Genomic DNA, 24,299 nt, shown 5'->3' on the forward strand with positions numbered 1-24,299 from the left:
AAAATCCTTATACCCAACTTCCTTCAAGAAGTCGGGTATCTATATCGTCAAGGTTTTATGTTTAATTATGTTGACCTACTGATAGGAGAGTAATCAATTAGACTTTAAGCTGTTCTGAGGGCGACAATGGGGTCTAGCTGTGCTGCACGTCTGGCGGGAACGACACCAAAAAATAAACCAATAGCGCCGGAAACACCAACGGCTGTGGCGATCGCAACTGGAGAAATTGCGGCTTCTAAGGGAGTTATTACTGCTACGAATAGAATACCGCTCACACCAACTGTAGTGCCAACTACACCACCGATGATGGAAACAATCACGGCTTCAATCATAAACTGAAGTAAAATATCTTGTTCCGTTGCGCCAATGGCTTTTCTCAGTCCAATTTCTTGGGTGCGTTCGGTGACGGAAACGAGCATAATATTCATGATGCCAATCCCACCGACAAATAATGATATCCCGGCGATCGCAGCCAGCATAATGGTTAATGCACCTGTGATTTGACCGACGGTTTGCAAAGCATCCTTTTGAGTATTGATCGTAAAATCATCTTCATTTGTAATTTTGTGGCGTAACCGCAGTAAATTAGTAATTTGAAACTGGGCTGCATCTACACTTTCGGCATTTTTCGCTGAGACGACAATATAAGTTAACTCTAAGCCGTAGGGAGAAGTTCGCCCGACAATTCTGTTAGCCATTGTGATCAGGGGAATTAAAGCCGCTTCATCATAATTCACACCTAAATTTGCGCCTTTGCTTTCCAGTACGCCAATGACTTGAAAACTGGCGTTTTTAATCCGCAACTGCTCACCGATGGGGTTACTATTACCAAATAGTCTTGCTGCTAAGTCTGCACCCAGTACCACAACTTGGTTATTGCGCCTCATATCTAGGTCACTGAAAAACCGCCCGGTCGCAGTTGCAAAGTCACGCACCTCTAAAAATGAGGGAGTTGTGCCAATGATATTGACATTACTGTTTTGATTACCATATATGAGTATCTGCCGACTATTCAACTCTCCGGTGACTCCGGCTACTGTTGGGACTTGATTGGCGATCGCCAGAGCATCTTCATAGACTAAAGTTTTAGGGACATCGTTAGAAATGCGTTGAGCTGCTTGATTACCGGGAATCACAAATAAGACATTGGGTCCTAAAGATTCTAGTTGTCTGTTAACAAATCTTTGTCCACCTTCTCCAATCCCAATCATGGCAATTACCGAAGCATTACCGATGACAATTCCCAGCATAGTTAAGGCGCTACGCAACTTATTAGACAGCAGGGTTTTTCCTGCCATTTCCATACTTTCTAAGAAATTCATCGGCGGCGTTGCTCCTTATTATAGTCTGGTGGTGGGTTAACAAATACGCGATCGCCTTGTTGCAGACCTTGTAAAATTTGAGTTTTGTCTGCTATTTGCGCTCCAATAGTCACTTCCCGAAACTGGGGCTGATTTTGCCCATCTACAACTAATACCCCAGTTTGTCCTTGTTCTGTGACAATTGCTACCGTCGGTAACACCAAAGCATCACTGAGGCGATCGCCCAAAAAAGTCAGATCCACATTTAAACCAGAACGCAGTTCCTCTATCCCCGTATCCAGAGCTACCCGCACCTGAAAAGATGTTACACCTTGTTCTACCACCGCTTCGGGAGCAATCAACCGCACATTACCTTTAAATACCTGATCAGGATAAGCATCAGCCACAATTTCCACCTGTTGTCCCTGTTGGATTCTGCCAATATCTACCTCTGGAACTTGAGCCAGGATTTCCAAACCCTTCGCCACAGCCACAATAGAACTAGAAGTAGCCGAAGCACTAGTAGAAGCCGAAGTTGTGGGAGTCACAAAAGCACCCACATTAGCGTATTTTTGGGTAACAATTCCCGATAATGGCGCACGAATTACAGTATCTTGTAACCTCACTTCAGCCGCTTGAATTTGAGCTTTTGCCGCATTTACCCCTGCTACCAATCGAGCAATTTCCTCTGGACGACTGCCATTTTCCAACAATACCAAAGCTGCTCTGGCTTCAGTAACAGCAGCTTCCCTGACAGTAATTTCCTCATTGCGGCTACCACTTGCTAATAGTGATAAACGTTTTTCTGCTTCTGCTAAACTAGCTTTTGCCCTTTGATCTTCACTAATAAATTGTTCTAATTGGTCTTGAGAAGTTGCCCCTTCCTCTGTTAATTGCCGATATCTATTAACTCGTGATTGGGTGAGATTTACTTGTGCTTGGGCTGAATCTACCTGTGCTTTAACTTGGTCAATTTCTTGCAAACGATTTCCCGCACGGGCTTGATCTAACTGTGCCTGGGACTGGGCTAATCTGGCTCTGGCTTGGTCAATTTCTTGGGGACGACTCCCCGCACGAGCTTGATCTAGTTGTGCCTGGGCTTGGGCTAAATTAGCTTGGAATTGGCGGATTTGAGCTTCGATGTCACCCACATCCATCCGCGCCAGCACTTGACCTTGTTCCACGCGATCGCCTTGTTCCACATATAACTGTGCCAACACACCGGGATTTTTCGGGCTAATATTTACACTTTGAACTGGGACAACTTTACCACTGGCAGTAATCCTTAAAGTCACATCTTGTGCTTCTACAGGGACAGTTAATTCTGTAATATTTTGTTGACGATTTCTCTGATTTACCAAGTTATAGGTAATAGTTGTACCCACTGCTAGAGAACCTGCAACTATTAACCCTATGCCCCACCGTAGGGGATGTTTAACTTTGCCAATCAGGGGAAATTTTATGTGTGTAACCATAAATATTAGCCTACGAATAACACTTGGCTGGAATAGCCCGATTAAGCCAGTGGAGAAATTTTCAACAATTTGGGAATAAATACTAAATATTTATCCATAGATGCAGCAAGGTGAATTTCAGCTTCATAATTGCTTAATCTTTCTTCATCTTAGCTTTTAGTGTTAATTTATGCCTACATTTACTGGGTTAATTTTCCCTGAGTAATTAGATGGAACCCGTCAAGGTAACACTCCTTTGTAAATTAGCCAAAGCGCGATTGTAATTTAAAATCGCTGTGATGCGATTTCCTTCAGCTCTTGTCAAATCGTTTTCGGCAAAAATCACATCTGTTTGAGTTCCCACCCCAGCTCCAAAGCGTAACCTTGATAAACGCAGAGCTTCTCTAGCTTGCTCTAAACCTACGGTAGAAGTTTGGATGTTATCTAAATTTGACTGTAACTGCACATAGAATTGTTCCACATTAAAGCGAATTTGGTCACGTTGACTAGCAAATTGATTTTCGGCGATCGCAATGTTAACTTTTGACTGAGCTGCACTAGCTCTAGCAGCTCCCCCATCGAATAAAGTCAAACTGGCTTGAACTCCTACAGAATAACCATCAGTCAGACTGCTACCATCATTAAACCGATCTGTGATGTTGTAATTACCACTGACACCAACTTGGGGTCTTAGCTGTGAAATCGCTTGTCGGCGCTGTTGCTCAGAAATATTCCGTTGTGCTAGAAACTGTTCTAATTCTGGGCGGTTTTGAAAGGCTTGGATAATAGATTCTTCCAATGTTGGTTCCCAAAGTCCCGCCACTTCCACAGCATCTGCGGCGCTGACATCCACTGACTGCGACAAATTTAATAAAGCGGCAAAATTACGCCGGACAATTCGTTGTTGTGACAGAGAATTAGTCAGAGCTTGTTGAGCATTAGCGAAATTCACCTGAGACTGTAGGACATCAAACTGTGTACCCACACCAAATTCTTGTCGAGATTGAGCATCCCGCAAACTAGCTTGAGCGTTTTCTACCGCCGAGCGATTAATTCTGACTAGTTCATCAGCCTCCTGCAAATCGTAATATTGGGTAGTGACACTTAACTGAACTTCTAAATTTCTGTTCTCTACATTCAGTTCATCTATCCGTAGCCGTTCCTCGGCGGCGCGGACGGTAGCTCGACGATTCCCAGAGGTATAGAGGTTATAACTGATTTGTGCTTGACCAGTAAAACTAGTGCTTGTCTGGGAACCACTCCCAGTAAAACCCTCACCATTGTTATTTAAATTCGTGTTGACATTGGCATTGGGGGAGAAAACTGCTTGAGCTTGCCTTAATGCGGAGCGACTACGTTCTAGTTCTAAGACGGCTAACTGTAAATCCTGGTTATTCCGTTTTGCTAACTCCAAGGCTTCAGTTAAAGTAATGGCTTGACTGCGTTCAATTCTAACTTCTTCTGGACGAGTGGGAAACAGGAGCGGATTGGGACTAGGGTTGAGAGAATTGGGAGTTTGTGCCGCCACACTGGTAGTAAAAAACGGAAGAAGAGCGCAGGCTACAGCTAAACTCGGATAATACCGATAAAATAAGCGTAAATTCATATTTTTATCTAGGAATTAATCAGTTTTCTCAACAATTATAGAATCAGCCTACAATTAAACCATCCTGAACCCGAATAATTCTGTGAGTTTGGGCGGCAATATCTGGCTCATGAGTCACAATCACAATAGTAATACCTTGCTGATTCAGTTCGGTGAGTAAATTCATCACATCGTAGGAAGTCTCAGTATCCAAAGCACCTGTGGGTTCGTCTGCTAAAACTAAGGCTGGACGATTGACTAAAGCACGGGCGATCGCTACTCGTTGCTGTTGTCCACCAGAAAGTTGATTAGGACGGTTGGAGATGCGATCGCCCAATCCCACTCTTTGTAATGCTGATAATGCCCTTTCGCGGCGTTTGGCTTTGGGTAAATTAGCATAAATCATCGGTAGCATGACGTTTTCCAGGGCTGTAGCTCGTGCTAATAAATTAAATTGTTGGAAAACAAAACCAATTCTTTGGTTACGAATATATGCTAATTCATCATCATCAAAAGTTGTTAGATTTCTGCCTTCAAAAATATAGTTTCCATCTGTAGGACGATCCAAACACCCGACAATATTCATGAGGGTAGATTTACCAGAACCAGAAGCACCCATAATCGAGACATATTCCCCTTCTTCAATGGAGAGTTGAATACCTTTGAGGATGGGGACAGATACTTCTCCTAAGTTGTAGGTTTTAGTAATGGATTCTAGCCAAATCATTGTAGTCATATTAATTATGAATTATTTATATAGCTGGGGACTGGGGATTGGGTATTGGGGACTGGGTATTGGGTATTTAAAACTCAAAATCTTGCCCTCTGCACCTTCCACACCTCCTTGGCTGTTGCTATAAGTTTGGAGATGGAGAAACGAACCGCAAAGTACGCCAAGTACGCCAAGTCAAGAAAGGAAAGAAGTAAAAAAGAAAGTTATATTAGTCGCTTCTTAAGGCTGTAATTGGATCTAATTTGGAGGCGTTGCGGGCAGGAATTACACCAGCTAGTAAGCCTACGCCTAAAGATAATCCGAAGCCGGCAATGATTGATAATAAGGAAATTACAAAGGGAAAATTAAATACATTTGCCGCCCCAAAAGCTATCATCACCCCACCTCCCATGCCAATTAATCCTCCCAAGGTAGAAATTAGGATGGCTTCGGCTAAAAATTGATTGAGGATGGCTGAATTGGTGGCTCCTACGGCTTTGCGAATGCCAATTTCTCGCGTGCGTTCTACAACAGAAACTAGCATAATATTAGCAATTCCAATCCCACCGACTACTAGAGAAATTCCGGCGATCGCCACTACCATGACTGTAAATAAACCCACCACATTTGTAAAGGTGCTAACAATATCTGCTTGGTTAGTTAACCGAAAATCATCCGGTTGGGGGGGATAAATATTATGGCGCAGACGTAACAAATTAGTGACTTGAAACTGAGCCGCTTCTAACTTCTGTGGATCACTGGATTTAATTAAAATCCCATTTACAGAAATACCTGTGAGCGCATTGTTACCCACAATTCGTCTGGACATACTCGTCAGAGGAATAAAAACTTGATCATCTCGATCATTGGGGCCTTGAGAACCTTTAGCCTCCATTACCCCAATCACTTCATAAGGCTCTCCCTGAATGCGGATTCTCTCACCGATTACATTAGTATTTTGTCCAAAAAGAGTTCTTTGGACTGTGGGGCCAATAATAGCCACCTGTGTAGCATTATCCAATTCTTCCTGAGTAAAAAATCTCCCCTCCTGGGGAAAAGTATTTCTAGCTTCTGGATAATTTAAATCCGTCCCAAAAACCGTTGTAGAAGTATTTTGTTGACCATAAACAACTTGCGTATTCCGTTGCAGATAAGCCGAAACCACCTCAGCTGATGGAGCTTGGTTAGCGATCGCCTTTGCATCCTCCCAAGTTAAAGTGCTACTAGAACCCAACCCCTGACGAACATTACCCCCTCTAGCAGCACCAGCCAAAACCTGGATCACATCAGTACCCAAAGCTTGAATTTGTTGCTCAACACCCCGTTGCACCCCTTGACCCACAGAAGTAATAGCAATCACCGAAGCAATACCAATAATCACACCCAGCATAGTCAATCCCGTGCGTAACTTATTACTCCAAAGAGTTTCCACCGCCATTGATAATATCTCCCACAACGGCACAGAAATACTTCGTAAACCCTCTCCCCCTCCTTGGCGTACTTGGCGTACTAGCGCCCTGCGGGCATACGCTGCGCGAAGGCGCTGCGGTAAAAAACTAATCTTCACAATTCCCCCAAAATATCTATAAACTTTAACCTCAACTTAACGACGACCCCCACCCATACCAGGAAGTACCCCCCCTCGTGGAGTAGATTGTGGACGTGATCCCGGCGGAAAACTCAGTAAAACCTCCTCATCTCCCGACAAACCCGACTTCACCTCAGTAAACTGATTTTCTGTCACCCCAGTTTCAATGGGAGTAAAAACAGATTCCCCATCAGCTCCTAACACCAGGACACCCGAACCACCTTGTCGCCGCACAACCGCAGCTGTAGGAACCACTAAAGCATCTTTCACCTCAGCCACTTGGAACTCCGCTTCCACATTCATCCCCGACCTCAGTAAGCCTTCTGGGTCTAGCAGTGATACCCTGACTTCAAAACTCGTCACATTCTGCACCACCACAGCTTGGGCAGCAATTTGACTAACTTTTCCCGCAAAAGTCTTGCCTGGATAGGCATCAGCCTTAATCGTCACTGGTTGACCCAAACTAATTTGGGAAATATTGGTTTCAGCTAAACTTGTCACCACCTCATTAATAGAAGCCAAAGACAAAATCGACGAAGAAGTAGCAGACGATACATCACTACCAGCAGTTGTGGGAGTCACAAAAGCCCCAGGATCAGCAAATTTCCTAGTTACTAGACCATCAAAAGGGGCGCGAATTATCGTGTCATTGATTTGCGCTTCGATGTTTTGCAGGGAACCACGAGCAGACATCACTTGAGCGCGGGCTGCCTCAATATCTTCTCTTCTGGTTCCGGCTCTCAACAGTCCTACAGCCTCCTCTCTTTGCCTAACTGTAGCCCTGAGTTGGTCAATATCCTCTTGCCGTGATCCTGCTTGTAGCAAAGCCAAGGCTTGCTGGGTTTCATTGACTTGGGACTGGGCGCTGTCCCGCTCTGCACGGACTTGATTGAGCATCTGAAGGGAAATACCACCGGCATTGTAGAGTTGCTCATTGCGGCGGAAATTATCTTCTGTTTGATTGAAATTAGTTTGAGCGCTGTTTAAGCGGGATTCAGCTTGGGCAATATCTTGGGGACGATTACCCGCTTCGGCTCTCCGCAAATTTGCTTGAGCTTCCTCTAATTGTGCCTGAGCTTGAGCAATTTCTTGAGGTCGATTACCGGCTTCTAGTTTTTGGAGATTTGCTTGGGCTTGCGCCAGTTGTCCACGGGCCGAGGTGAGTTGTCCTTGGAGATTGGAATCATCCATGTAAGCAACAATTTGTCCCTCCTGGAGCATATCTCCTTCTGCCACCAACAATCTTTTCAAGATGCCGGAATTTTTCGGGCTGAGGTTAATTGACCGTTCAGGCTGGATTGTGCCATTTGCAGACACTGTGAGGGTCAGGCTCTGTCGTTCTACAGGCTGTGTTAGTAAGGTTTGTCTGGCTTGTTGGTTGGGACGAACTGCTAATTGGTAATAAACCGCATAGCCCACACCTCCCACCAGTCCCAGGATAAGTAACCAGGATAGCCAATGATGACGCTTCTTTGTGTTGACCTTGGTGATCAAATCTGAAGAATCTACTGCTTTTGGTGTATCAATTTTCATATAAAATTCCAGTTGAGAAAAATTACTAAAACTTACGCATAAATTAGGGAGTTAACAGTTTTAGAGAGTTTTTGCGTAAGTTCTGAGTTTCTTGGTTTATATATGGGATTCCTATGTGATTTCTGTTGGCGTAGCCTGCTCGTTGCGCTTACAACTAAAAAACCTGTTTCTTACTCCCTACTCCCCACCTACGCAAATAGGTTGAAAAATCAAACCGGATGACTATAAATAGAAAAAGGGCTGAGTTTAAGTGAGAGATGAATTAATTTCAGTATATGGTAAATATTATCTATCCAAAATGCTATTGGCTATCTATGACAAAAGTCACTAGTCAGTGTTTTTGGGAGTATGACAAAAGTCATTATTTTGGCTAATTTGAGAAAAAATACGCAAATATCAACCAAAAAAATTACCTAAATTCTAATTGGCTGGTGGAAAAATCATCTTAAGCAGTGGCGGTAAGGCTTAAGTCTTACTGTGTATTTTCTTTACCTAAAAGATGCTGTAATTGGGCTTTATGATTAACTTTCCCTTTATTCTCCAGCAGAGATCGTTTAAGCTAACTGGAAGATTCCTTGATTTGTGGCTAAGAGGCGATACTGTGCCTAAACATATTAGTTTGATTTCTCTTTTGGTGGTCTGTAGTTTGTGGAATATGCCCCAGGCAGTTCACGCGCAGGCACTGATACCGCATACACTGCAACTAGATGCAGAAAATTTAGAAAGACAAGGGTTGCAGTTAGCACAAGAAGCAGCTCAACTGGGACAATTTCAGCAGTTTGATCTGGCTTTACCACGGGCGAGATTAGCTAGTCAACTGGCTCCTAATAATGATCGAGTCTGGTTTTTACTGGGTGGGTTACATTTACAAGCCCAAGATGTTGATGCGGCGATGGCGGCTTTGGAAAAAGCTAACTCTCTGAATCCTGAAAATCCTGACATTTTCTTTGCTTTGGGTTCGGCTAATTTCCAGCAGCAAAAGTACCAAGCCGCAGCCGATCATTACAAACAGGGTTTAAAGTTAAAACCTGATTACCGAGAAGGTTTGTTTGATTTGGGAAATGCTTACTATATGTTAGGTCGATTACCGGAAGCGATCGCCCAGTACAATAAATCTTTCTCTCAAGATCAAAAATTTTGGCCGGCGATTAATAACATTGGTTTAATCAAATACGAACAGGGTGACATTGAAAGTGCTATGAAACAATGGCGCACTTCTGTTGAAATCGACAAACAAGCGGCAGAACCTTTATTGGCTCTCGCTGTAGCCATGTATAATCAAGGCGACCGCCAACAAGCTCTATCAATGGGTGAAGCTGCAATCCGTATTGATCAGCGCTATGCTAATTTGGATTTCCTCAAGGAAAATCTCTGGGGTGAAAGATTGCTATCTGATACCAAAATATTCTTAGAATTGCCCCGGATTCAAGCGGCTTTACAGCAATCAGACAATTAATTTAGCTTTGTGCTAATTCCTCACTCCTATGGGTGGGGAGTGGGGAGTGGGGAGTAGAAACAGGTTTGAAATCATCTATTTGCCAGGGTTTCAATATCACTTTATGTCCTAACCCCTTTGTCCATTGCTATAGCAGTGATCATGGGTAAAGCCTGTAAAAGTTGCTCAAGACACCATTTTATAGTACATATAGACTAGATAAATCGGAACTATTCGCCCAAAATATCAGTGGGCGAGTATTCCTATGAGAAGTCAGCAGTAGTTAAGGCATTGAATTAGGGAGAAGTGCAGTGATTTGTTCCACAAATTCTTGATGATCGACAATGGGTTTGGAGATGTAGCCATCAGCGCCGCTTTGCTTGAGAAAGTTTTCGCGATCGCCTTCCATTGCGTGTGCAGTTACTAGAATCACAGGTAAATTCGCCGTTTTTGGGTGGGATTTCAAGATTTGGGTAATTTTGATTCCATCCACAGACTGACCTTGGTAAACGCTTCTGGAGAGAGAAACATCCATTAATATCAAGTCGGCTTCTCCGGCTTCGGCAATTTGAATCACTTCTGCCACATTTTCTGTATGTTTGACATTAAAGCCACCGCGCTTAGTCAAGATTTTGGAAAAAACTCGCGCATTTATCAAATCGTCTTCAACAATTAAAACAGTTTTCATGACAATTTTATTTATAGAGTTAAGGGAGATGACACCCGCACAAAAACAGTTGTCTAACTCCTTTTGCACAATCAAATTGCCAACCCATTATCAAGGATAATACTACTGCTATTTATCCTTTAAAGATCAAAATTGTGTCAGGAATCCCATTTCATCCGTTATGCTGTGTTTGCTGCGGTGTTCAATTCAAGCGACTTTTGTGTAATTAAATTTCAGGGAAAAAACTCATGGCAAAACAGTTAAACCTTCTCCCTAAAGGACAGGTAATCACAACAGCCCTGCACACGGAGATGCAACGGTCGTACCTAGAATATGCCATGAGTGTAATTGTGGGGCGAGCGTTACCAGATGTGCGGGATGGCTTAAAACCAGTGCATCGGCGAATTTTATATGCCATGCATGAGCTGGGTTTAACGCCAGATAGACCCTATCGTAAATGCGCTCGTGTGGTGGGAGATGTGCTGGGTAAATACCATCCCCACGGTGATCAATCAGTTTATGATGCCTTAGTCAGGTTAGTACAGGAATTTTCCTGCCGCTATCCCCTATTGGCAGGACATGGTAATTTTGGTAGCGTCGATAACGATCCCCCCGCAGCGATGCGCTACACAGAAACACGTCTCGCCCCCATCAGCTATGAGGGGATGTTGGCGGAAATTGCTGATGAAACTGTGGAATTTATCGGTAATTTTGATAATTCCCAGCAAGAACCAACGGTATTGCCGGCTCAATTACCTTTTCTGTTGCTGAATGGCTGTTCTGGTATTGCTGTGGGGATGGCGACGAATATTCCTCCCCACAATTTAGGGGAATTGGTTGATGGCTTGATTGCGCTGATTGATCAACCGGATTTGTCAAATGAAAAGTTATGGGAAATTATCCCTGGCCCTGACTTTCCTACTGGTGGAGAAATAGTTGGTAATGCCGGGATTCGGGAAGCATATTCCAGTGGTAAGGGGGGAATTTTGCTACGAGGAGTGGCAAATATGGAGGAAATTGCAGCTACTAGGGGTAGTAAGCGGCGGACGGCAATTATTATTACGGAATTGCCTTATCAAGTGAATAAGGCTGGCTGGATTGAGAAGGTGGCGGATTTAGTAAATCAAGGCCGCTTGCAAGGAATTTCTGATCTGCGGGACGAAAGCGATCGGGAAGGAATGCGAGTAGTCATTGAACTCAAACGGGATACTAACCCGCAAGAACTACTCCAGAATTTGTATCATCAAACCGCTTTGCAAAGTAACTTTGGGGCGATTCTCTTAGCCTTGGTGGATGGACAACCCCGCCAGTTAAGTTTGCGCCAGATGTTGCAGGAGTTTTTGAAATTCCGCGAAGAAACCCTCAACCGTCGTTACAGTTACGAGTTGGGTAAGGCAGAAAGTCGCCTACATATCGTGTCCGGACTACTGAAAGCTTTATCTCAATTGGATCAAATAATTGACATTTTGCGCCAAGCTGCTGATGGTAGTACGGCCAAAATCAGTCTTTGTAGTCGCCTGGATTTGAGTGAGGCACAAGGAGATGCTATTTTAGCGATGCCATTACGTCGCCTCACTAGTTTGGAACAGCATAACTTGCAGCAGGAGTTTGAGGAACTCAGCACTCAAATTGCTTCATTGCAAATATTACTCAGCGATCGCCGAGAATTACTGAAGACACTGAAAAAAGACTTGCGATCGCTCAAGCGCAAATATAACAATCCCCGCCGCACTAAGCTATTAACCCAAAATAGTCTCAAGTCCAGTCAAAACAAAGAAACCGAAAAACTTGAAGGCAAAATACCCGAAATTCCCCTCAATTCCCCCCCTTCCCAACCAGTAGAGGAAGTAGTTTTAGAGTTTAGCCATCGGGGATATGTGCGTCGCCTCCAGGCGTCAGGCAAAAAATCGAAACTGGAAAACGGTTTACCGGATCATGACTTTATCTTCCAAAGCGATGTCACCGCCACAGATAAAGACTTGTTAATTATCACCAGTAGCGGCAAAGTCTACCCTGTAAACGTGGGAGATATTCGCCCGACTACTGGACGTTCTCCACGGGGAACTCCACTGATTACCATGCTCAGTCCTACGGCTCAAGGGACGCAGGAACCCATTGTCGGTCGCTTAGTGCTACCGGAAAATCTGGAAACTCGACAATTAGTGCTGCTCACCAAGGAAGGACGAATTAAGCGCCTGTCTTTAGGAGAATTAACTAATCTGACTCGTCGGGGAATTACTATTCTTAAGCTCAAGGAAAATGACGAATTGTTATTTACCCAGTTAACTAGTCCCAAGGAACATCTGATTTTAGCCAGTTCTGGCGGTAGGTTGTTAAAGTTCGCCGCCGATGATCAACAATTGCCGATGATGGGACGCACCGCAATGGGGTTACAAGCCTTGCGCCTGCTGAAACATCAACAGATGGTGGGCTGTGTCAGTGCTGGAGCAGAAGATCACTTGTTATTAGTGACTGAAGAAGGATATGCCAAACGTCTGCCTGTGAGTCATTTAAAACGGGCGGAAAGGGCTAATTTAGGCACACAAGCCCTGAAATTTGCGAGTAAAACTGATCATTTACTGGGTATGATTCAGGCGATCGCCTCTACTGAGATAGCACTAGTTACTAATAAAGACCGTGTTGTCCGTATACCTGTAGACACAGTGCCAATCTTAACTAGAGAAGGTCACGGTGAAAACATTCTTGACTTGCAGCGCGATGAAAGAATTATCACGGTAATGCCAGCCAAATAATTACTAATTCGTAGTGCCTCTTGCAGAGGAGCTACGCTAACGTAATTTGTAATGCCTCTTGCAGAGGAGCTACGCTAACGTAATTCGTAATTAGATGGGTACAAGCCCCCACAGATTCTAACTACGAATTACGGTAAAGCCTACGACGGCATAACTGCGCTTAAAGCGAAGCGCCTCTGTTCCCGTAGCGTTCCCCAGGAAAAGAGGCATTATCAATTACAAATTATTCTCAAAATTTTTTATTGGATGTTATAGTTATTAAGAATATATCTCAATAAATTTCAGGCAGCCGAGAACTTTCTGTAAATATACCCGGTGATAGATGTGATTTGCTTAAAACTAACTACGAGCAAATAAGTCAAGATTTAGCAATAAAAAATTAATTAGCTTTGCATTTCTCAACTTTTTTGTTATATTTATTTACATAAGGCAGTAATACTTCGTAAATCTAGTTTGGAGTGCTAACCATGACAAACGCAACAAACGTTAATGCTCCCGTAAGTGAAGATCGCAATGCTTGGCGTTGGGGTTTTACACCACAAGCAGAAATCTGGAATGGCCGCTTGGCAATGATTGGATTTTTAGCCGCAGCCTTCATTGAGTTGTTTTCTGGTCAAGGCTTCCTGCATTTCTGGGGAATTTTGTAAATTTGACCAAGAATAACGGGATACAAGCCCCGTACTTTTAGGACAGCTTTCTGGTAAAATTGGATTTAGTCACCATAGGGCATTGGGAGACTTTAAACGAACGTCGAGGGATGGTAAGACTATTTCGATAGCACAACCCAATGAAGCGTTAAGGAATCCTCTCTCCTTCAGGAAGAGGAGGTATGTCAATATAAAGAAATAGATAAATCAAGAAATAAAGAAAACCTGGTAATGATCATTCACTACCAGGTGATTCATTTGTCTAAAGCTAATGACTAAATTAGTAAAGCTACCGGATATATTCCTTCAGAACACTGTTACGATTCGGGTGGCGTAATTTGCGGAGTGCTTTCGCCTCAATTTGCCGAATCCGTTCACGAGTGACATTGAAAATCTGTCCAATTTCTTCCAAAGTCTTCATCCGACCGTCATCCAAACCATAGCGAAGTCTGAGGACATCACGTTCACGAGGACTGAGGCTGTCGAGAACTTTTTCCAGGTCTTCACGCAGGAGATTTTTGGAAACCTGATCTTCGGGAGTTTCACCATCAGATTCAATAAAATCGCCCAACCGAGAATCTTCTTCTTTACCGATGGGGGTTTCCAATGAAATAGGTAACTGGGCAGATTTAGCAATAAATCTTAACTTCTCGATGGTCATTTCCATGCGAGTAGCGATTTCTTCTTCAGTAGGTTTGCGTCCCATTTCTTGGGATAGCAGTTTGGTAGTTTTCTTAATCCGCGAAATGGTTTCGTAGAGGTGTACCGGGAGGCGGATAGTACGGGATTGATCAGCGATCGCACGGGTGATTGCTTGACGAATCCACCATGTAGCATAAGTAGAAAACTTATAACCTTTTTCGTGGTCAAATTTTTCTGCGGCGCGAATCAAACCGAGACTACCTTCCTGAATTAAATCTTGGAAGGACAAACCACGATTCATATATTTCTTGGCAATTGACACCACAAGACGCAGGTTCGATTGCACCATTTTATCTTTTGCCCTGCGACCAACGTGCAGGCGATAACGAAATGCTGGTAATGGGATTTGTACTGCTTCTGCCCATTCCCGGTATTCAGGTTCCCGTTCTAACTGTTCTTGCAGTCTATCCCGCACCCGTTCTAATTCCAACAAATCGGCGATTTTCCGCGCCAATTCGATTTCTTCGTCTGCCCGCAATAGCCTAATTCTGCCAATTTCTTGTAAATAAAGGCGAATCGAGTCTTCGGTGTAGTGCTTTTTCTTGCTTTGTGTCCGACGACGGGATTTAGCGGCTTTTCCAGACTTTGTGTCGTCCTCATCAGACTGAGGCTCTAAAAACTCATCTTCGCCATCATCGTTAATCAGCAAGTCCTCTTCTTCTTCTTCTTCTTCGACTAAGAGTTCCAACTCGAGCTCAGGCTGATTTATTATTTCTAGGTCAGGCTGATAAATGCTTTCGAGTACGTTGTTAGCCTGGTTCATGCCGCGTTCCTCATGCTCCTTGCAGAATCAATTACTCAAGATGTGTTTACTGCTCTTTTTTAACGAGCTAGTTAACTACCGAAAATAGGGTTTTAGGCTGATTTCCCGGAAGTCTTTTCGGAAGTTTTGCTCCTCTCTGGGAGGATTTTTTGACGTTATGTGCAGAGTCGCAGTTAATTGTGACTTGCCCATTGTAGTTAGAAATTATATGTGTTGCTATGACACACAAGTTTTAACTAATTCGTCTTCACAAAGATTGGTCTTGATCTCAAAAATCTACCCATCCAAATCAACAATATATGGTTGTAATATGAATGTTGGCATATTTTCTGATAAAGACTTTTTCGATTGTAGCCTGTTTCACAAAAATTGCACTCTTTTTGTGTATTAATCATGATGCCATTCTATAAAGTAAAGCCACAAATCACCAAAAGATATTGTTCGGGGTAGTCGTGCCGTTCAATTTTTTTCAAGTTTTCTGGCCTCTGTGTGGCATTATCTTTACATTCAAAGGAAAGTAGACTCGCTTTTACATACTTTTAGGTATGTTGTGCAACATTAATTACTTAGAAACCGTTTTGTTAATGTTAACTTAAGCGAGAAATATTAATGCACCCATTTTTACATTTCCTTCATAAAAGACTCAATCTTAAGGTTTTCATGAAGCTTCTTACAGCTTAAATACAGCAAGCATCGTCATGTCTTCCTCCAAAAACTTGACCGGAATACTGCCTAATGCCTTCACTAAGGAGTTGAGGCTGTGGCATAACCAGCCATAGGACAAAGAAAGGATTGAGATTTGAGTTATTGGTCTTATTCACACATTAGCGCATGGATGAGATTTCAACCCTATGAAAGTTGACAAACTGTTCTTATTGTATACATCGATATTTTAATCAATTCAGCAGAGATTTGTCAGTTGAAATTACAGATATCAGCCTACTGAAGCCAAATATTTCGATGATACAGGCAGGTTAATATCCTTCAACTGGTTACTACTAGCAGGTATTAGCAGTTTTGAATGGGGACATAGATAAGTGAGATGATTGATTGGGAAGTTACTTACACAGTCACCTTCAGTAATAAAAATGTTAAATATATTACTTTGAAATTGATGAAAATGTTGTGATCCCGTGATATTCAGTCCTGAAAATGTTGAGCTATTTCTCTTTGGTAGAAAAGATGTGACTTTGCTATTTCAGGATAACAAATGCTTTTTCAACTTGTGGGAGATATTCACCCAAAATTTATAGCGCGGTACTTTTGACTTTTACTGAGGTGCGGATACATTTAGAATATTTGGGTCATACTCACTTGACCCGCTCTAGGAAGTCATTAATTTCTGGTGAGCCAAAATCACCAGCAATGGGGCATTACTCCCCATAACTGGTAACTACTTAATATTAATTCTACATAAATATTGACAAGGATATATTTTTGTGTATTTAGGGGTCATTGTGAAAAAAATATGGTTATCTTAATTTAACCTTTATGTATTATATCAAACAATTTTTCCGGATTAAAAAGCCACCAAAAAAATTCCCCGGTTTTTGTGATAATTTTCTCAAAAATAAAACCGGAGAAATATTGTTTTTTGTTACTTTATGTGGTATTGGTGTATATTCAATTTTGGGGAAAATCAGGCGGTAAAATTACCTGATCAATAACGTGAACAATGCCGTTTCTAGCGGGAATATCTGCTTGAGTCACTTTAGCACCGTTAACAGTGATACCCTGAGTAGCATCACCAACATTAACTGTGACAGGACTACCTTCGACTGTTTTGACTTCTCCAGATGTCAGTTGACTGGAGGTAATTTGTCCAGGGATAACGTGGTAGGCAATGAGCTTGGCTAATTGGTCTTTGTTTTCTGGTTGCAACAGATTCTCTAAAGTACCTGTGGGTAGTGCTTCAAAGGCAGCATCAGTAGGTGCAAATACGGTGTAGGGGCCTGGGGTTGTTAATTGCTCTTGTAAACCTGCGGCTTCTATGGCGCGTGTGAGGGTTTGAAACTGTCCTTCTTTGGCTGCTGCTTCTGTGAGTTCTGCTAAGTTGAGGTCAGCAGTTGTTTCTACACGAGTGTCTGCAACGGGAGGAGCCGCAGGAGGGGTTACGGGTGGAGCTTCTGTGACTGGTTGGGCGCAGGCAGATAGAGTAACTAAACTACCTATACCGATTATATTTAACAGTATTTTCCCTATGGGCTTTTGACTGAATTTCATATTGTTGTGAAGATTCCGTTAAGTAGATAGTTACTAATAATAGTTAATAATTTTAGGGATATTGTCTCTCGGTCTGTGGGCAGAGCTTGAAAATGCTGAGATTGATCTGTAAATTTTAGTAAAGTAATTTGATGAAGTATTTAGATATGATGATTTTCATCTTTGCTTCTATCTGAATCTGGGTTTGAGGGAATTTTGACTAGTATTTTCATGGTGCTGGTGGCTTAATATATTTTCAAATTTCATCTGTCAGCAGTAATAAATGATTATTTTCAAATTTCTATATTTAGTTAAGAGTGGAATGGAAGTTATAAAAAACCCCACCCCTAACCCCTCCCCGCAAGCGAGGAGGGGAACTGGATTTACAGTTAAATTCGGTTTTTAGGGCTGCAAACCATTTTTGGATCAGGATGTGTGTACACGGTAGCGCAAGCGAGGAGGGGAACTGGATTTTTAGATATCTAAGTCTGTGAAATTGAGTTTTGAACCATAGGTTTCGATAAATTCACGTCTGGGTGCTACGCGATCGCCCATTAAAATGGTAAAAATACGATCAGCTTCGGCAGCATCTTCAATTTCTACTTGTTTCATTTTCCGGGATTCTGGGTTCATAGTAGTATCCCAGAGTTGTTGAGGCATCATTTCTCCTAAACCTTTGAACCGTTGAATGTTATAGTTGGCGTTGCTGGGAAGTGTCCCCAGGTATTGTTGCAGTTCACGTTCGCTATAGCAGTATTCATGATTCTTTCCTCGTTCTACTTTAAATAGTGGAGGACAAGCAATATATATGAAACCCTGTTCAATTAGTGCGCGCTGATATCGATAAAAGAAAGTTAACAACAGTGTGCGGATATGCGCCCCATCTACGTCAGCGTCAGTCATAATCACGATGCGGTGATAACGCAGTTGGGTGGAGTCAAATTCGTCTCCTTTCACGCCTAAACCAAGGGCTGTAATTAAGGATTGGACTTCGTTGTTTTTGTAAATTTTTGCGTCGTCTGTTTTCTCAATGTTAAGGATTTTACCACGGAGGGGGAGGATGGCTTGGGTACGGCGATCGCGTCCTTGTTTCGCACTTCCACCCGCAGAGTCCCCTTCCACAATAAAGATTTCTGACTCACTGGGGTCACGAGAACTGCAATCTGCTAATTTCCCTGGTAATGGCGATGATTCCAGTACAGATTTGCGTCGGACTAATTCCCGCGCATGACGGGCTGCTTCTGCGGCTTTAAAGGCTTGAATAGCTTTATCTAAAATTGAGTCGGCGATTCCAGGATGAAATTCTAAGTATTCACTGAGAACTTCTCCTACTAAGGAATCTACAATACCGCGAACTTCAGTATTACCGAGTTTGGTTTTGGTTTGTCCTTCAAATTCTGGATCTGGAACTTTAACAGAAATAACTGCTGTTAAACCTTCCCGGACGTGTTCGCCACTGAGATTTGATTCATTTTCTTTAATTTTATTCCGCTTGCGGGCGATCGCATTTAAAGTTCGAGTCAGAACCGCCTTCAAACCTTCGAGGTGAGTACCACCATCAACGGTGCGAATATTATTAGCAAAACCCAGCACGTTATCTGTGTAAGCATCAGTACACCATTGTAAAGAAACTTCTACTTGTACGTTATTGCGTTCCCCATGCACATAAATAATTTCTTCGTGCAATGGTTGCTTCTCACGGTTCATGTAAGCGATATATTCTTTAATACCACCCTTGTATTCGTAAGTTTCTATTCTGGGGGTATCGCTTTTCAGCAGTTCTAAACGGTGGTCGCCAAAGATAATTTTGACACCTGCATTCAGATAAGCCAACTCCCGCAGGCGACCCGCGATAGTGATGTAGTCAAACTCTATGCTATTGATAAAAATTTGGCTATCTGGCTTGAAATTAATAGAAGTTCCCGTTTTTCCCTGTTTATCCGGCTTGGCTTGCAGTTCAGTTACTGGTACGCCTCGTTCATAGCGCTGGACATGAACTTTGTTATCTCGCCAAACTGTTACTTCCAGCACATCTGACAAGGCGTTAACCACGGAAAGACCGACCCCGTGCAATCCTCCTGAAACCTTATATCCACCACCGCCAAACTTACCACCGGCGTGTAGTACGGTTAAAACGGTTTCTAAAGCCGATTTACCAGTTCGTGAGTGAGTATCGATAGGAATACCCCGACCGTCATCTGTGACAGTCACGGAACCATCAGCATTGATATCCACTTCGATGTGGGTACAGTGACCCGCTAAAGCTTCATCAATCGAGTTATCTACCACCTCATAAACTAAATGGTGGAGTCCTCGCGGTCCGGTAGTACCGATGTACATCCCTGGCCGTTTGCGGACGGCTTCCAGACCTTCCAGAACTTGAATCTGATCGGCACTGTAACTGCTCGTCATGAAAATTCTCCTGATGCGTGGGTTTAAAGTCGCCCAAAAACAAAAAAGTCAAAACACACCAAAATTGTAACACAAAAGGGTTACGGGCGACTGTGGAGCAATTTTATGACCAGTTTTTAAAGGGGTCTGACCCCATAATTTTTTTGATTTTATTGCCTGAAAATTTCCTATTGCCGCAATTTCTGCTGTACTTGATTGGGAATGAATCCGGAAACTCTCTATTTACCTGACGCTTGCTATATATATGTATATTTAGTTTTGTTGTCAAAGAACCGTAGAAATAAATGACTAGAAAAACTAGATAAGGCTTTAAGATCCTATCACAAAAGGTTTACTAGAGATGAAAAAGATGGAAACTGTAGAGTAATGACTAAATTGATTGTAATTTGTGGGGCGACGGCGACGGGTAAATCCGGTTTGGCGTTGAGTTTGGCGATGGAGTTAAATTCTGTAATTTTGAGTGCTGATTCTCGTCAGGTGTACCGAGAATTTGATATTGGGACGGCTAAACCCACATTGGCAGAACAAAAATTAGCCCCACATTATTTAATAGATATCTGCAATCCTACAGAGACGATGACGCTAGCAGACTATCAGGAACAAGCCCAAGGGTTGATTGCAACTCTTCCGGTTGAGCCATTATTTTTAATTGGTGGTACGGGTTTATACATTCGCTCTATTGTCCAAGGGATGAAAATTCCCAGGGTTGCACCTGATCAGGAATTGCGATCGCAGCTGGAATCTTTAGGACAAACGACGCTATACGGTATACTGCAACAAGTAGATGCGATCGCCGCCCAGAAGATTCACCCCCATGACACAGTGCGGACATTACGAGCATTAGAAGTATTTTACATTACTGGTTCCCCAATTTCCCAGCAGCAAGGAGAGAACCCCCCAGATTATCCGATTTTGCACATTGGTTTAGATTGCGATGTCGAAAAACTAAGGCTACGTATTCACAGACGCACAGAACAAATGATAGCGGATGGTTTCGTGGCTGAGGTAGAATATCTTTGTCAAAAATATGGTGCTGATTTACCATTATTGAATACTTTAGGATATCAAGAAATTAAGCAATATTTAGCTGGTGAAATTTCTTTGGATTCAGCAAAAGAATTAACGGTTTTGCATACGCGACAATTTGCCAAGCGCCAGCGTACTTGGTTTAAAGCAAATCCTAAAATTGAGTGGTTTGATGCAGATGCTCCTAATTTGTTAGAAAACGTTTGGCAACGAGTTGAAGAATTTACCAAAAATCCGTAGAGACATTTTATCAAACATCTCTACAAAGCCTCTAAAGACTATCAGGATCTATACCCATAGCCCTGAGTCTTTCTGCTAATAATTGGGCGCGTTGTTCGGCTTGTTCAGCACGTTGCTTTTCTTGTTCAGCCCGTTGTCTTTCTTGTTCAGCCCTTTCATCTCCAGTAGGTAAAATACTTCCATCCTGGTAACACCAGCGTAACCAGTTATCTTGTCTACCTTCAAATTCCCCTGACCACAGAGTTAAACCTAAACCTACTTGTTCTAGCCAAGTTTCTGAAGTTTCAAAATAACGCCTTCCCCTGAGTTCATAAATCCGTAATGCTTGTTCTCCTAATTGCTGATTTGGGTCATAGACAATATAGTAACTCGCCCGCATTTGCTCATAAATTTCTAACTTTTTACCTAATTCATCACCTTCTTTATTAGAAACCATTTCCATCACAACTTCTGGAGGTTTTGCAAACTCCCAAACCATATAACAACGATTTTGCTTATCCCACCAGTTTTCAGGTATTTGGACATCTAAGCTAAATAAAACATCAGGGACAATGGGTGGTTTTTTATAGGCGTAGTAAACACCCACATTAGCAGCTGCTAAAAAAGTCTGATTTTGTAAAGAACTGTAAAGAGAGCCAACTAATAAGCGTTGTTGTTTTTCAGATGCAAAATTGTCCACAGGTGTATCATCTTCGGTAACTAGTAGGTTGGCATCTGGGACATAGAAATCATCTGTATTGATGAGAATTTGCTCAACCATAATTTTATCCACTATTTAAGAGCGTTATTTCTAGCTTAATTGATTTGTGATGCTGCTACCGAGTTTTCCCAAACTATTGAATAACGCCAAAATAAGTGCTTTCTCACCTGCGCTTTCCCCAATGTGCTTGTATAGATTCGTCGTGCTTGTGATAGGGTAAGATACTTATCTGTGCGAATATGCTCTTTCATTGCTGCGGCTGCTTCTGGTGTTGATTGAATATGTTTATTTCTACTGATCTCAAATAACCAATTAAGAGGAACAGCGACAAAATCACTGAAGATATCTTGCATATTTTCATTTTGTAATAAATCCAAAATTACCAGCCTACCACCAGGTTTTAAAGCGACTTTTAGATTAGGTAACAAGTTTTCTAATGATAAATGATGAACTGTAGCAATAGAAACGATCGCATCAAATTGAGCAACAGGAAAGTCCCACTGCAAAACATCAGCCACTTGAAAATCAATATTTGTGTACTGTGTGGAATGTTCCTTGGCAACTTTAATCATATTGGGGGATAAATCAAGGGCAATGACTTGATTAACACCTTTAGCTAGAAGGCGGTAAAATTCCCCTGTTCCACAACCGATATCAAGGACTGTGTTACATTTTTTTGGTAATTGTTTCAGCAGAAAATGGTGATAGTGATTGTTGTGATTCCATCCTTGTTCGTCATGCAGAGCAATCTGATCAAAATTATTTCTGATCTTTTGAGTTAGGCTCTCATTCATCTTGCTACATTGTTTAATAGTACAAGATTGAATATAACTCACCTAAATATCACTGCGGTAAGCGTAGCCATGCCTTACGCTAAAGCGCTATTCTTGTCACAATGGTAATATATCTACCTCTAACTATAAAAAACTATGCTTATTCAAGAAAAAAAGCAATACAACTGGAAACCTATTATTAAAGCATTTGAGGCTATTCTTGGTAAAAATGGTGTGGTGCAACGTCGGGAAGAACTCATTACTTATGAGTGCGATGGTTTAACCAGTTATCGTCAACGTCCAGCTGTGGTGGTTTTGCCGAGAACTACAGAACAAATTGCTGAACTGGTGAAAGTATGCAATAAATACTCTGTACCTTTTATCGCGCGGGGTTCTGGGACTGGTTTATCTGGTGGTGCTTTACCTTCGGAAAATTCAGTTTTGATTGTCACTTCCTTAATGCGGCAAATTCTCAATGTGGATTTAGATAATCAGCGCATTGTGGTACAGCCAGGAGTCATTAATAGCTGGGTAACGCAAACTGTCAGTGGTGCGGGATTTTATTATGCACCAGACCCTTCTAGCCAAATTATCTGCTCAATTGGTGGTAATGTGGCAGAAAATTCTGGAGGGGTACATTGTTTAAAGTATGGTGTCACCACTAATCATGTTTTAGGCTTAAAAATTGTCACGCCTACTGGGGAAATTCTGGATTTAGGCGGACAAGTTCCGGAAATGCCTGGTTATGATTTAACTGGTGTGTTTGTGGGTTCCGAAGGAACTTTGGGTATCGCTACAGAAATTACTTTACGCATCCTCAAAAGTGCGGAATCAATTTGTGTTTTATTAGCGGATTTTACCAGTGTGGAAGCGGCGGCGGCAAGTGTTTCTGATATTATCAGCGCTGGAATTATTCCTGGTGGTATGGAAATGATGGACAACATTAGTATCAATGCAGTTGAGGACGTTGTGGCTACTAATTGTTATCCCCGTGATGCGACGGCGATTTTATTAGTAGAAATTGATGGTTTAGATGTGGAAGTAGCAGTAAATAAACAACGGGTGGCGGAAATTTGTCAAAAAAATGGGGCGCGGAATGTGACTGCTGCTAGTGACCTGGAAACTCGCTTAAAACTTTGGAAGGGTCGAAAGGCTGCTTTTGCTGCTGCGGGACATTTAAGCCCAGATTATTATGTGCAGGATGGGGTAATTCCTCGGACTCAATTAACTTATGTTTTGCAAGAAATTGAGGCTTTAAGTCAAAAGTTTGGTTATAAAATTGCCAATGTTTTTCATGCTGGTGATGGTAACTTACACCCTTTAATTCTATTTGATAATTCTGTGTCAGGTGCGTTAGAGAAAGTTGAGGAAGTTGGCGGGGAAATTCTCAAGCTTTGCGTAAAAGTCGGTGGGAGTATTTCTGGGGAACATGGTATTGGTGCTGATAAAAAATGCTATATGCCAGATATGTTTAGCGCTGCTGATTTGGAAAGTATGCAATGGATACGCCAAGTTTTTAATCCCCAGGGTTTAGCAAATCCTGATAAGATTTTCCCTACCCCTCGTACTTGTGGTGAAGCTGCTAATTCTATGACTATGAAGCAGTTTGAAGGGGTGGAACAATTTTAATTTGATCATCATACAGTAGTGGCAATAATCCCAGATACAGAACGCCATACTTCATTTCTGGGAAAGCTGCTGTATTCTATTTATTGAAATTGCATTCAGGTGTAGTTTCTATGATATTATGTCTACATATTCCGGAAAAATCGGATTTTAATTCGTAGTGAAAAGTATTGCTCTTAA

General features: G+C 42.2%; 17 protein-coding genes. 5 read left to right on the forward strand and 12 right to left on the reverse strand.

The features are described 5' to 3' along the window. Positions 1-104 precede the first annotated feature (104 nt). From ACM0OP_RS05975 to ACM0OP_RS06000, 6 genes are all read right to left on the reverse strand, one after another. Positions 105-1,322 (reverse strand): ABC transporter permease, encoded by a 1,218-nt coding sequence (locus ACM0OP_RS05975; RefSeq protein WP_414527480.1) that lies wholly within the window; start codon positions 1,320-1,322, stop codon positions 105-107. Beyond that, on the reverse strand, positions 1,319-2,776 hold the full coding sequence (locus ACM0OP_RS05980) for an efflux RND transporter periplasmic adaptor subunit (RefSeq protein WP_414527481.1): 1,458 nt from the start codon (positions 2,774-2,776) through the stop codon (positions 1,319-1,321). The genes ACM0OP_RS05975 and ACM0OP_RS05980 overlap by 4 nt, the downstream gene beginning before the upstream one ends. Before the next feature lie 205 nt (positions 2,777-2,981). Further along, positions 2,982-4,361, reverse strand: coding sequence for a TolC family protein (locus tag ACM0OP_RS05985; RefSeq protein WP_414527482.1), 1,380 nt, complete (start codon positions 4,359-4,361; stop codon positions 2,982-2,984). Between the two features lie 43 nt (positions 4,362-4,404). Then, positions 4,405-5,076, reverse strand: a complete 672-nt coding sequence (locus tag ACM0OP_RS05990; protein ID WP_414527483.1) for an ABC transporter ATP-binding protein — start codon at positions 5,074-5,076, stop codon at positions 4,405-4,407. A gap of 205 nt (positions 5,077-5,281) precedes the next feature. Then, positions 5,282-6,490, reverse strand: a complete 1,209-nt coding sequence (locus ACM0OP_RS05995; RefSeq protein ID WP_414527502.1) for an ABC transporter permease — start codon at positions 6,488-6,490, stop codon at positions 5,282-5,284. Positions 6,491-6,655: 165 nt separating this feature from the next. Beyond that, positions 6,656-8,173, reverse strand: a complete 1,518-nt coding sequence (locus tag ACM0OP_RS06000; RefSeq protein ID WP_414527484.1) for an efflux RND transporter periplasmic adaptor subunit — start codon at positions 8,171-8,173, stop codon at positions 6,656-6,658. A gap of 601 nt (positions 8,174-8,774) precedes the next feature. Between ACM0OP_RS06000 and ACM0OP_RS06005 the strand changes: the two genes are divergently transcribed. After that, positions 8,775-9,629, forward strand: coding sequence for a tetratricopeptide repeat protein (locus ACM0OP_RS06005; protein WP_414527485.1), 855 nt, complete (start codon positions 8,775-8,777; stop codon positions 9,627-9,629). Between the two features lie 262 nt (positions 9,630-9,891). On the opposite strand, the gene ACM0OP_RS06010 is transcribed toward ACM0OP_RS06005, so the two are convergent. Further along, positions 9,892-10,296, reverse strand: coding sequence for a response regulator (locus ACM0OP_RS06010; RefSeq protein WP_414527486.1), 405 nt, complete (start codon positions 10,294-10,296; stop codon positions 9,892-9,894). A 227-nt stretch (positions 10,297-10,523) separates the two neighbouring features. Between ACM0OP_RS06010 and gyrA the strand changes: the two genes are divergently transcribed. Continuing rightward, a complete protein-coding gene (gene gyrA / locus ACM0OP_RS06015; protein WP_414527487.1) occupies positions 10,524-13,028 on the forward strand; it encodes a DNA gyrase subunit A in 2,505 nt (834 codons plus the stop codon). Positions 13,029-13,495: 467 nt separating this feature from the next. Then, positions 13,496-13,675 carry a chlorophyll a/b-binding protein gene (locus tag ACM0OP_RS06020; RefSeq protein WP_414527488.1) on the forward strand — a complete coding sequence of 60 codons (180 nt, stop codon included), beginning with the start codon at positions 13,496-13,498 and terminating at the stop codon, positions 13,673-13,675. A gap of 289 nt (positions 13,676-13,964) precedes the next feature. Here the strand turns inward: ACM0OP_RS06020 and rpoD are convergent, their stop codons facing one another. From rpoD to gyrB, 3 genes are all read right to left on the reverse strand, one after another. Then, a complete protein-coding gene (rpoD, locus tag ACM0OP_RS06025; protein WP_239728092.1) occupies positions 13,965-15,140 on the reverse strand; it encodes an RNA polymerase sigma factor RpoD in 1,176 nt (391 codons plus the stop codon). A gap of 1,623 nt (positions 15,141-16,763) precedes the next feature. Beyond that, complete coding sequence (locus ACM0OP_RS06030; protein WP_414527489.1) at positions 16,764-17,363, reverse strand: fasciclin domain-containing protein; 600 nt, start codon at positions 17,361-17,363, stop codon at positions 16,764-16,766. A 453-nt stretch (positions 17,364-17,816) separates the two neighbouring features. Further along, the gene (gyrB, locus tag ACM0OP_RS06035) at positions 17,817-19,754 is read right to left on the reverse strand and encodes a DNA topoisomerase (ATP-hydrolyzing) subunit B (protein WP_414527490.1); all 1,938 of its coding nucleotides are present in this window, start codon (positions 19,752-19,754) and stop codon (positions 17,817-17,819) included. Positions 19,755-20,120: 366 nt separating this feature from the next. Between gyrB and miaA the strand changes: the two genes are divergently transcribed. Further along, positions 20,121-21,020, forward strand: coding sequence for a tRNA (adenosine(37)-N6)-dimethylallyltransferase MiaA (gene miaA, locus ACM0OP_RS06040; protein ID WP_414527491.1), 900 nt, complete (start codon positions 20,121-20,123; stop codon positions 21,018-21,020). Positions 21,021-21,051: 31 nt separating this feature from the next. Here the strand turns inward: miaA and ACM0OP_RS06045 are convergent, their stop codons facing one another. Beyond that, entirely contained in the window at positions 21,052-21,780 is a 729-nt protein-coding gene (locus ACM0OP_RS06045; protein WP_414527492.1) for a Uma2 family endonuclease, read from the reverse strand. Between the two features lie 35 nt (positions 21,781-21,815). Continuing rightward, entirely contained in the window at positions 21,816-22,514 is a 699-nt protein-coding gene (locus tag ACM0OP_RS06050; RefSeq protein WP_414527493.1) for a class I SAM-dependent methyltransferase, read from the reverse strand. A gap of 135 nt (positions 22,515-22,649) precedes the next feature. On the opposite strand from ACM0OP_RS06050, the gene glcD reads away from it, so the two are divergent. Beyond that, entirely contained in the window at positions 22,650-24,122 is a 1,473-nt protein-coding gene (gene glcD, locus ACM0OP_RS06055) for a glycolate oxidase subunit GlcD (RefSeq protein WP_414527494.1), read from the forward strand. Positions 24,123-24,299 lie beyond the last annotated feature (177 nt).

It is taken from the genome of Nodularia chucula CCY0103 (genome assembly GCF_963923915.1).
Classification (GTDB): domain Bacteria; phylum Cyanobacteriota; class Cyanobacteriia; order Cyanobacteriales; family Nostocaceae; genus Nodularia; species Nodularia chucula.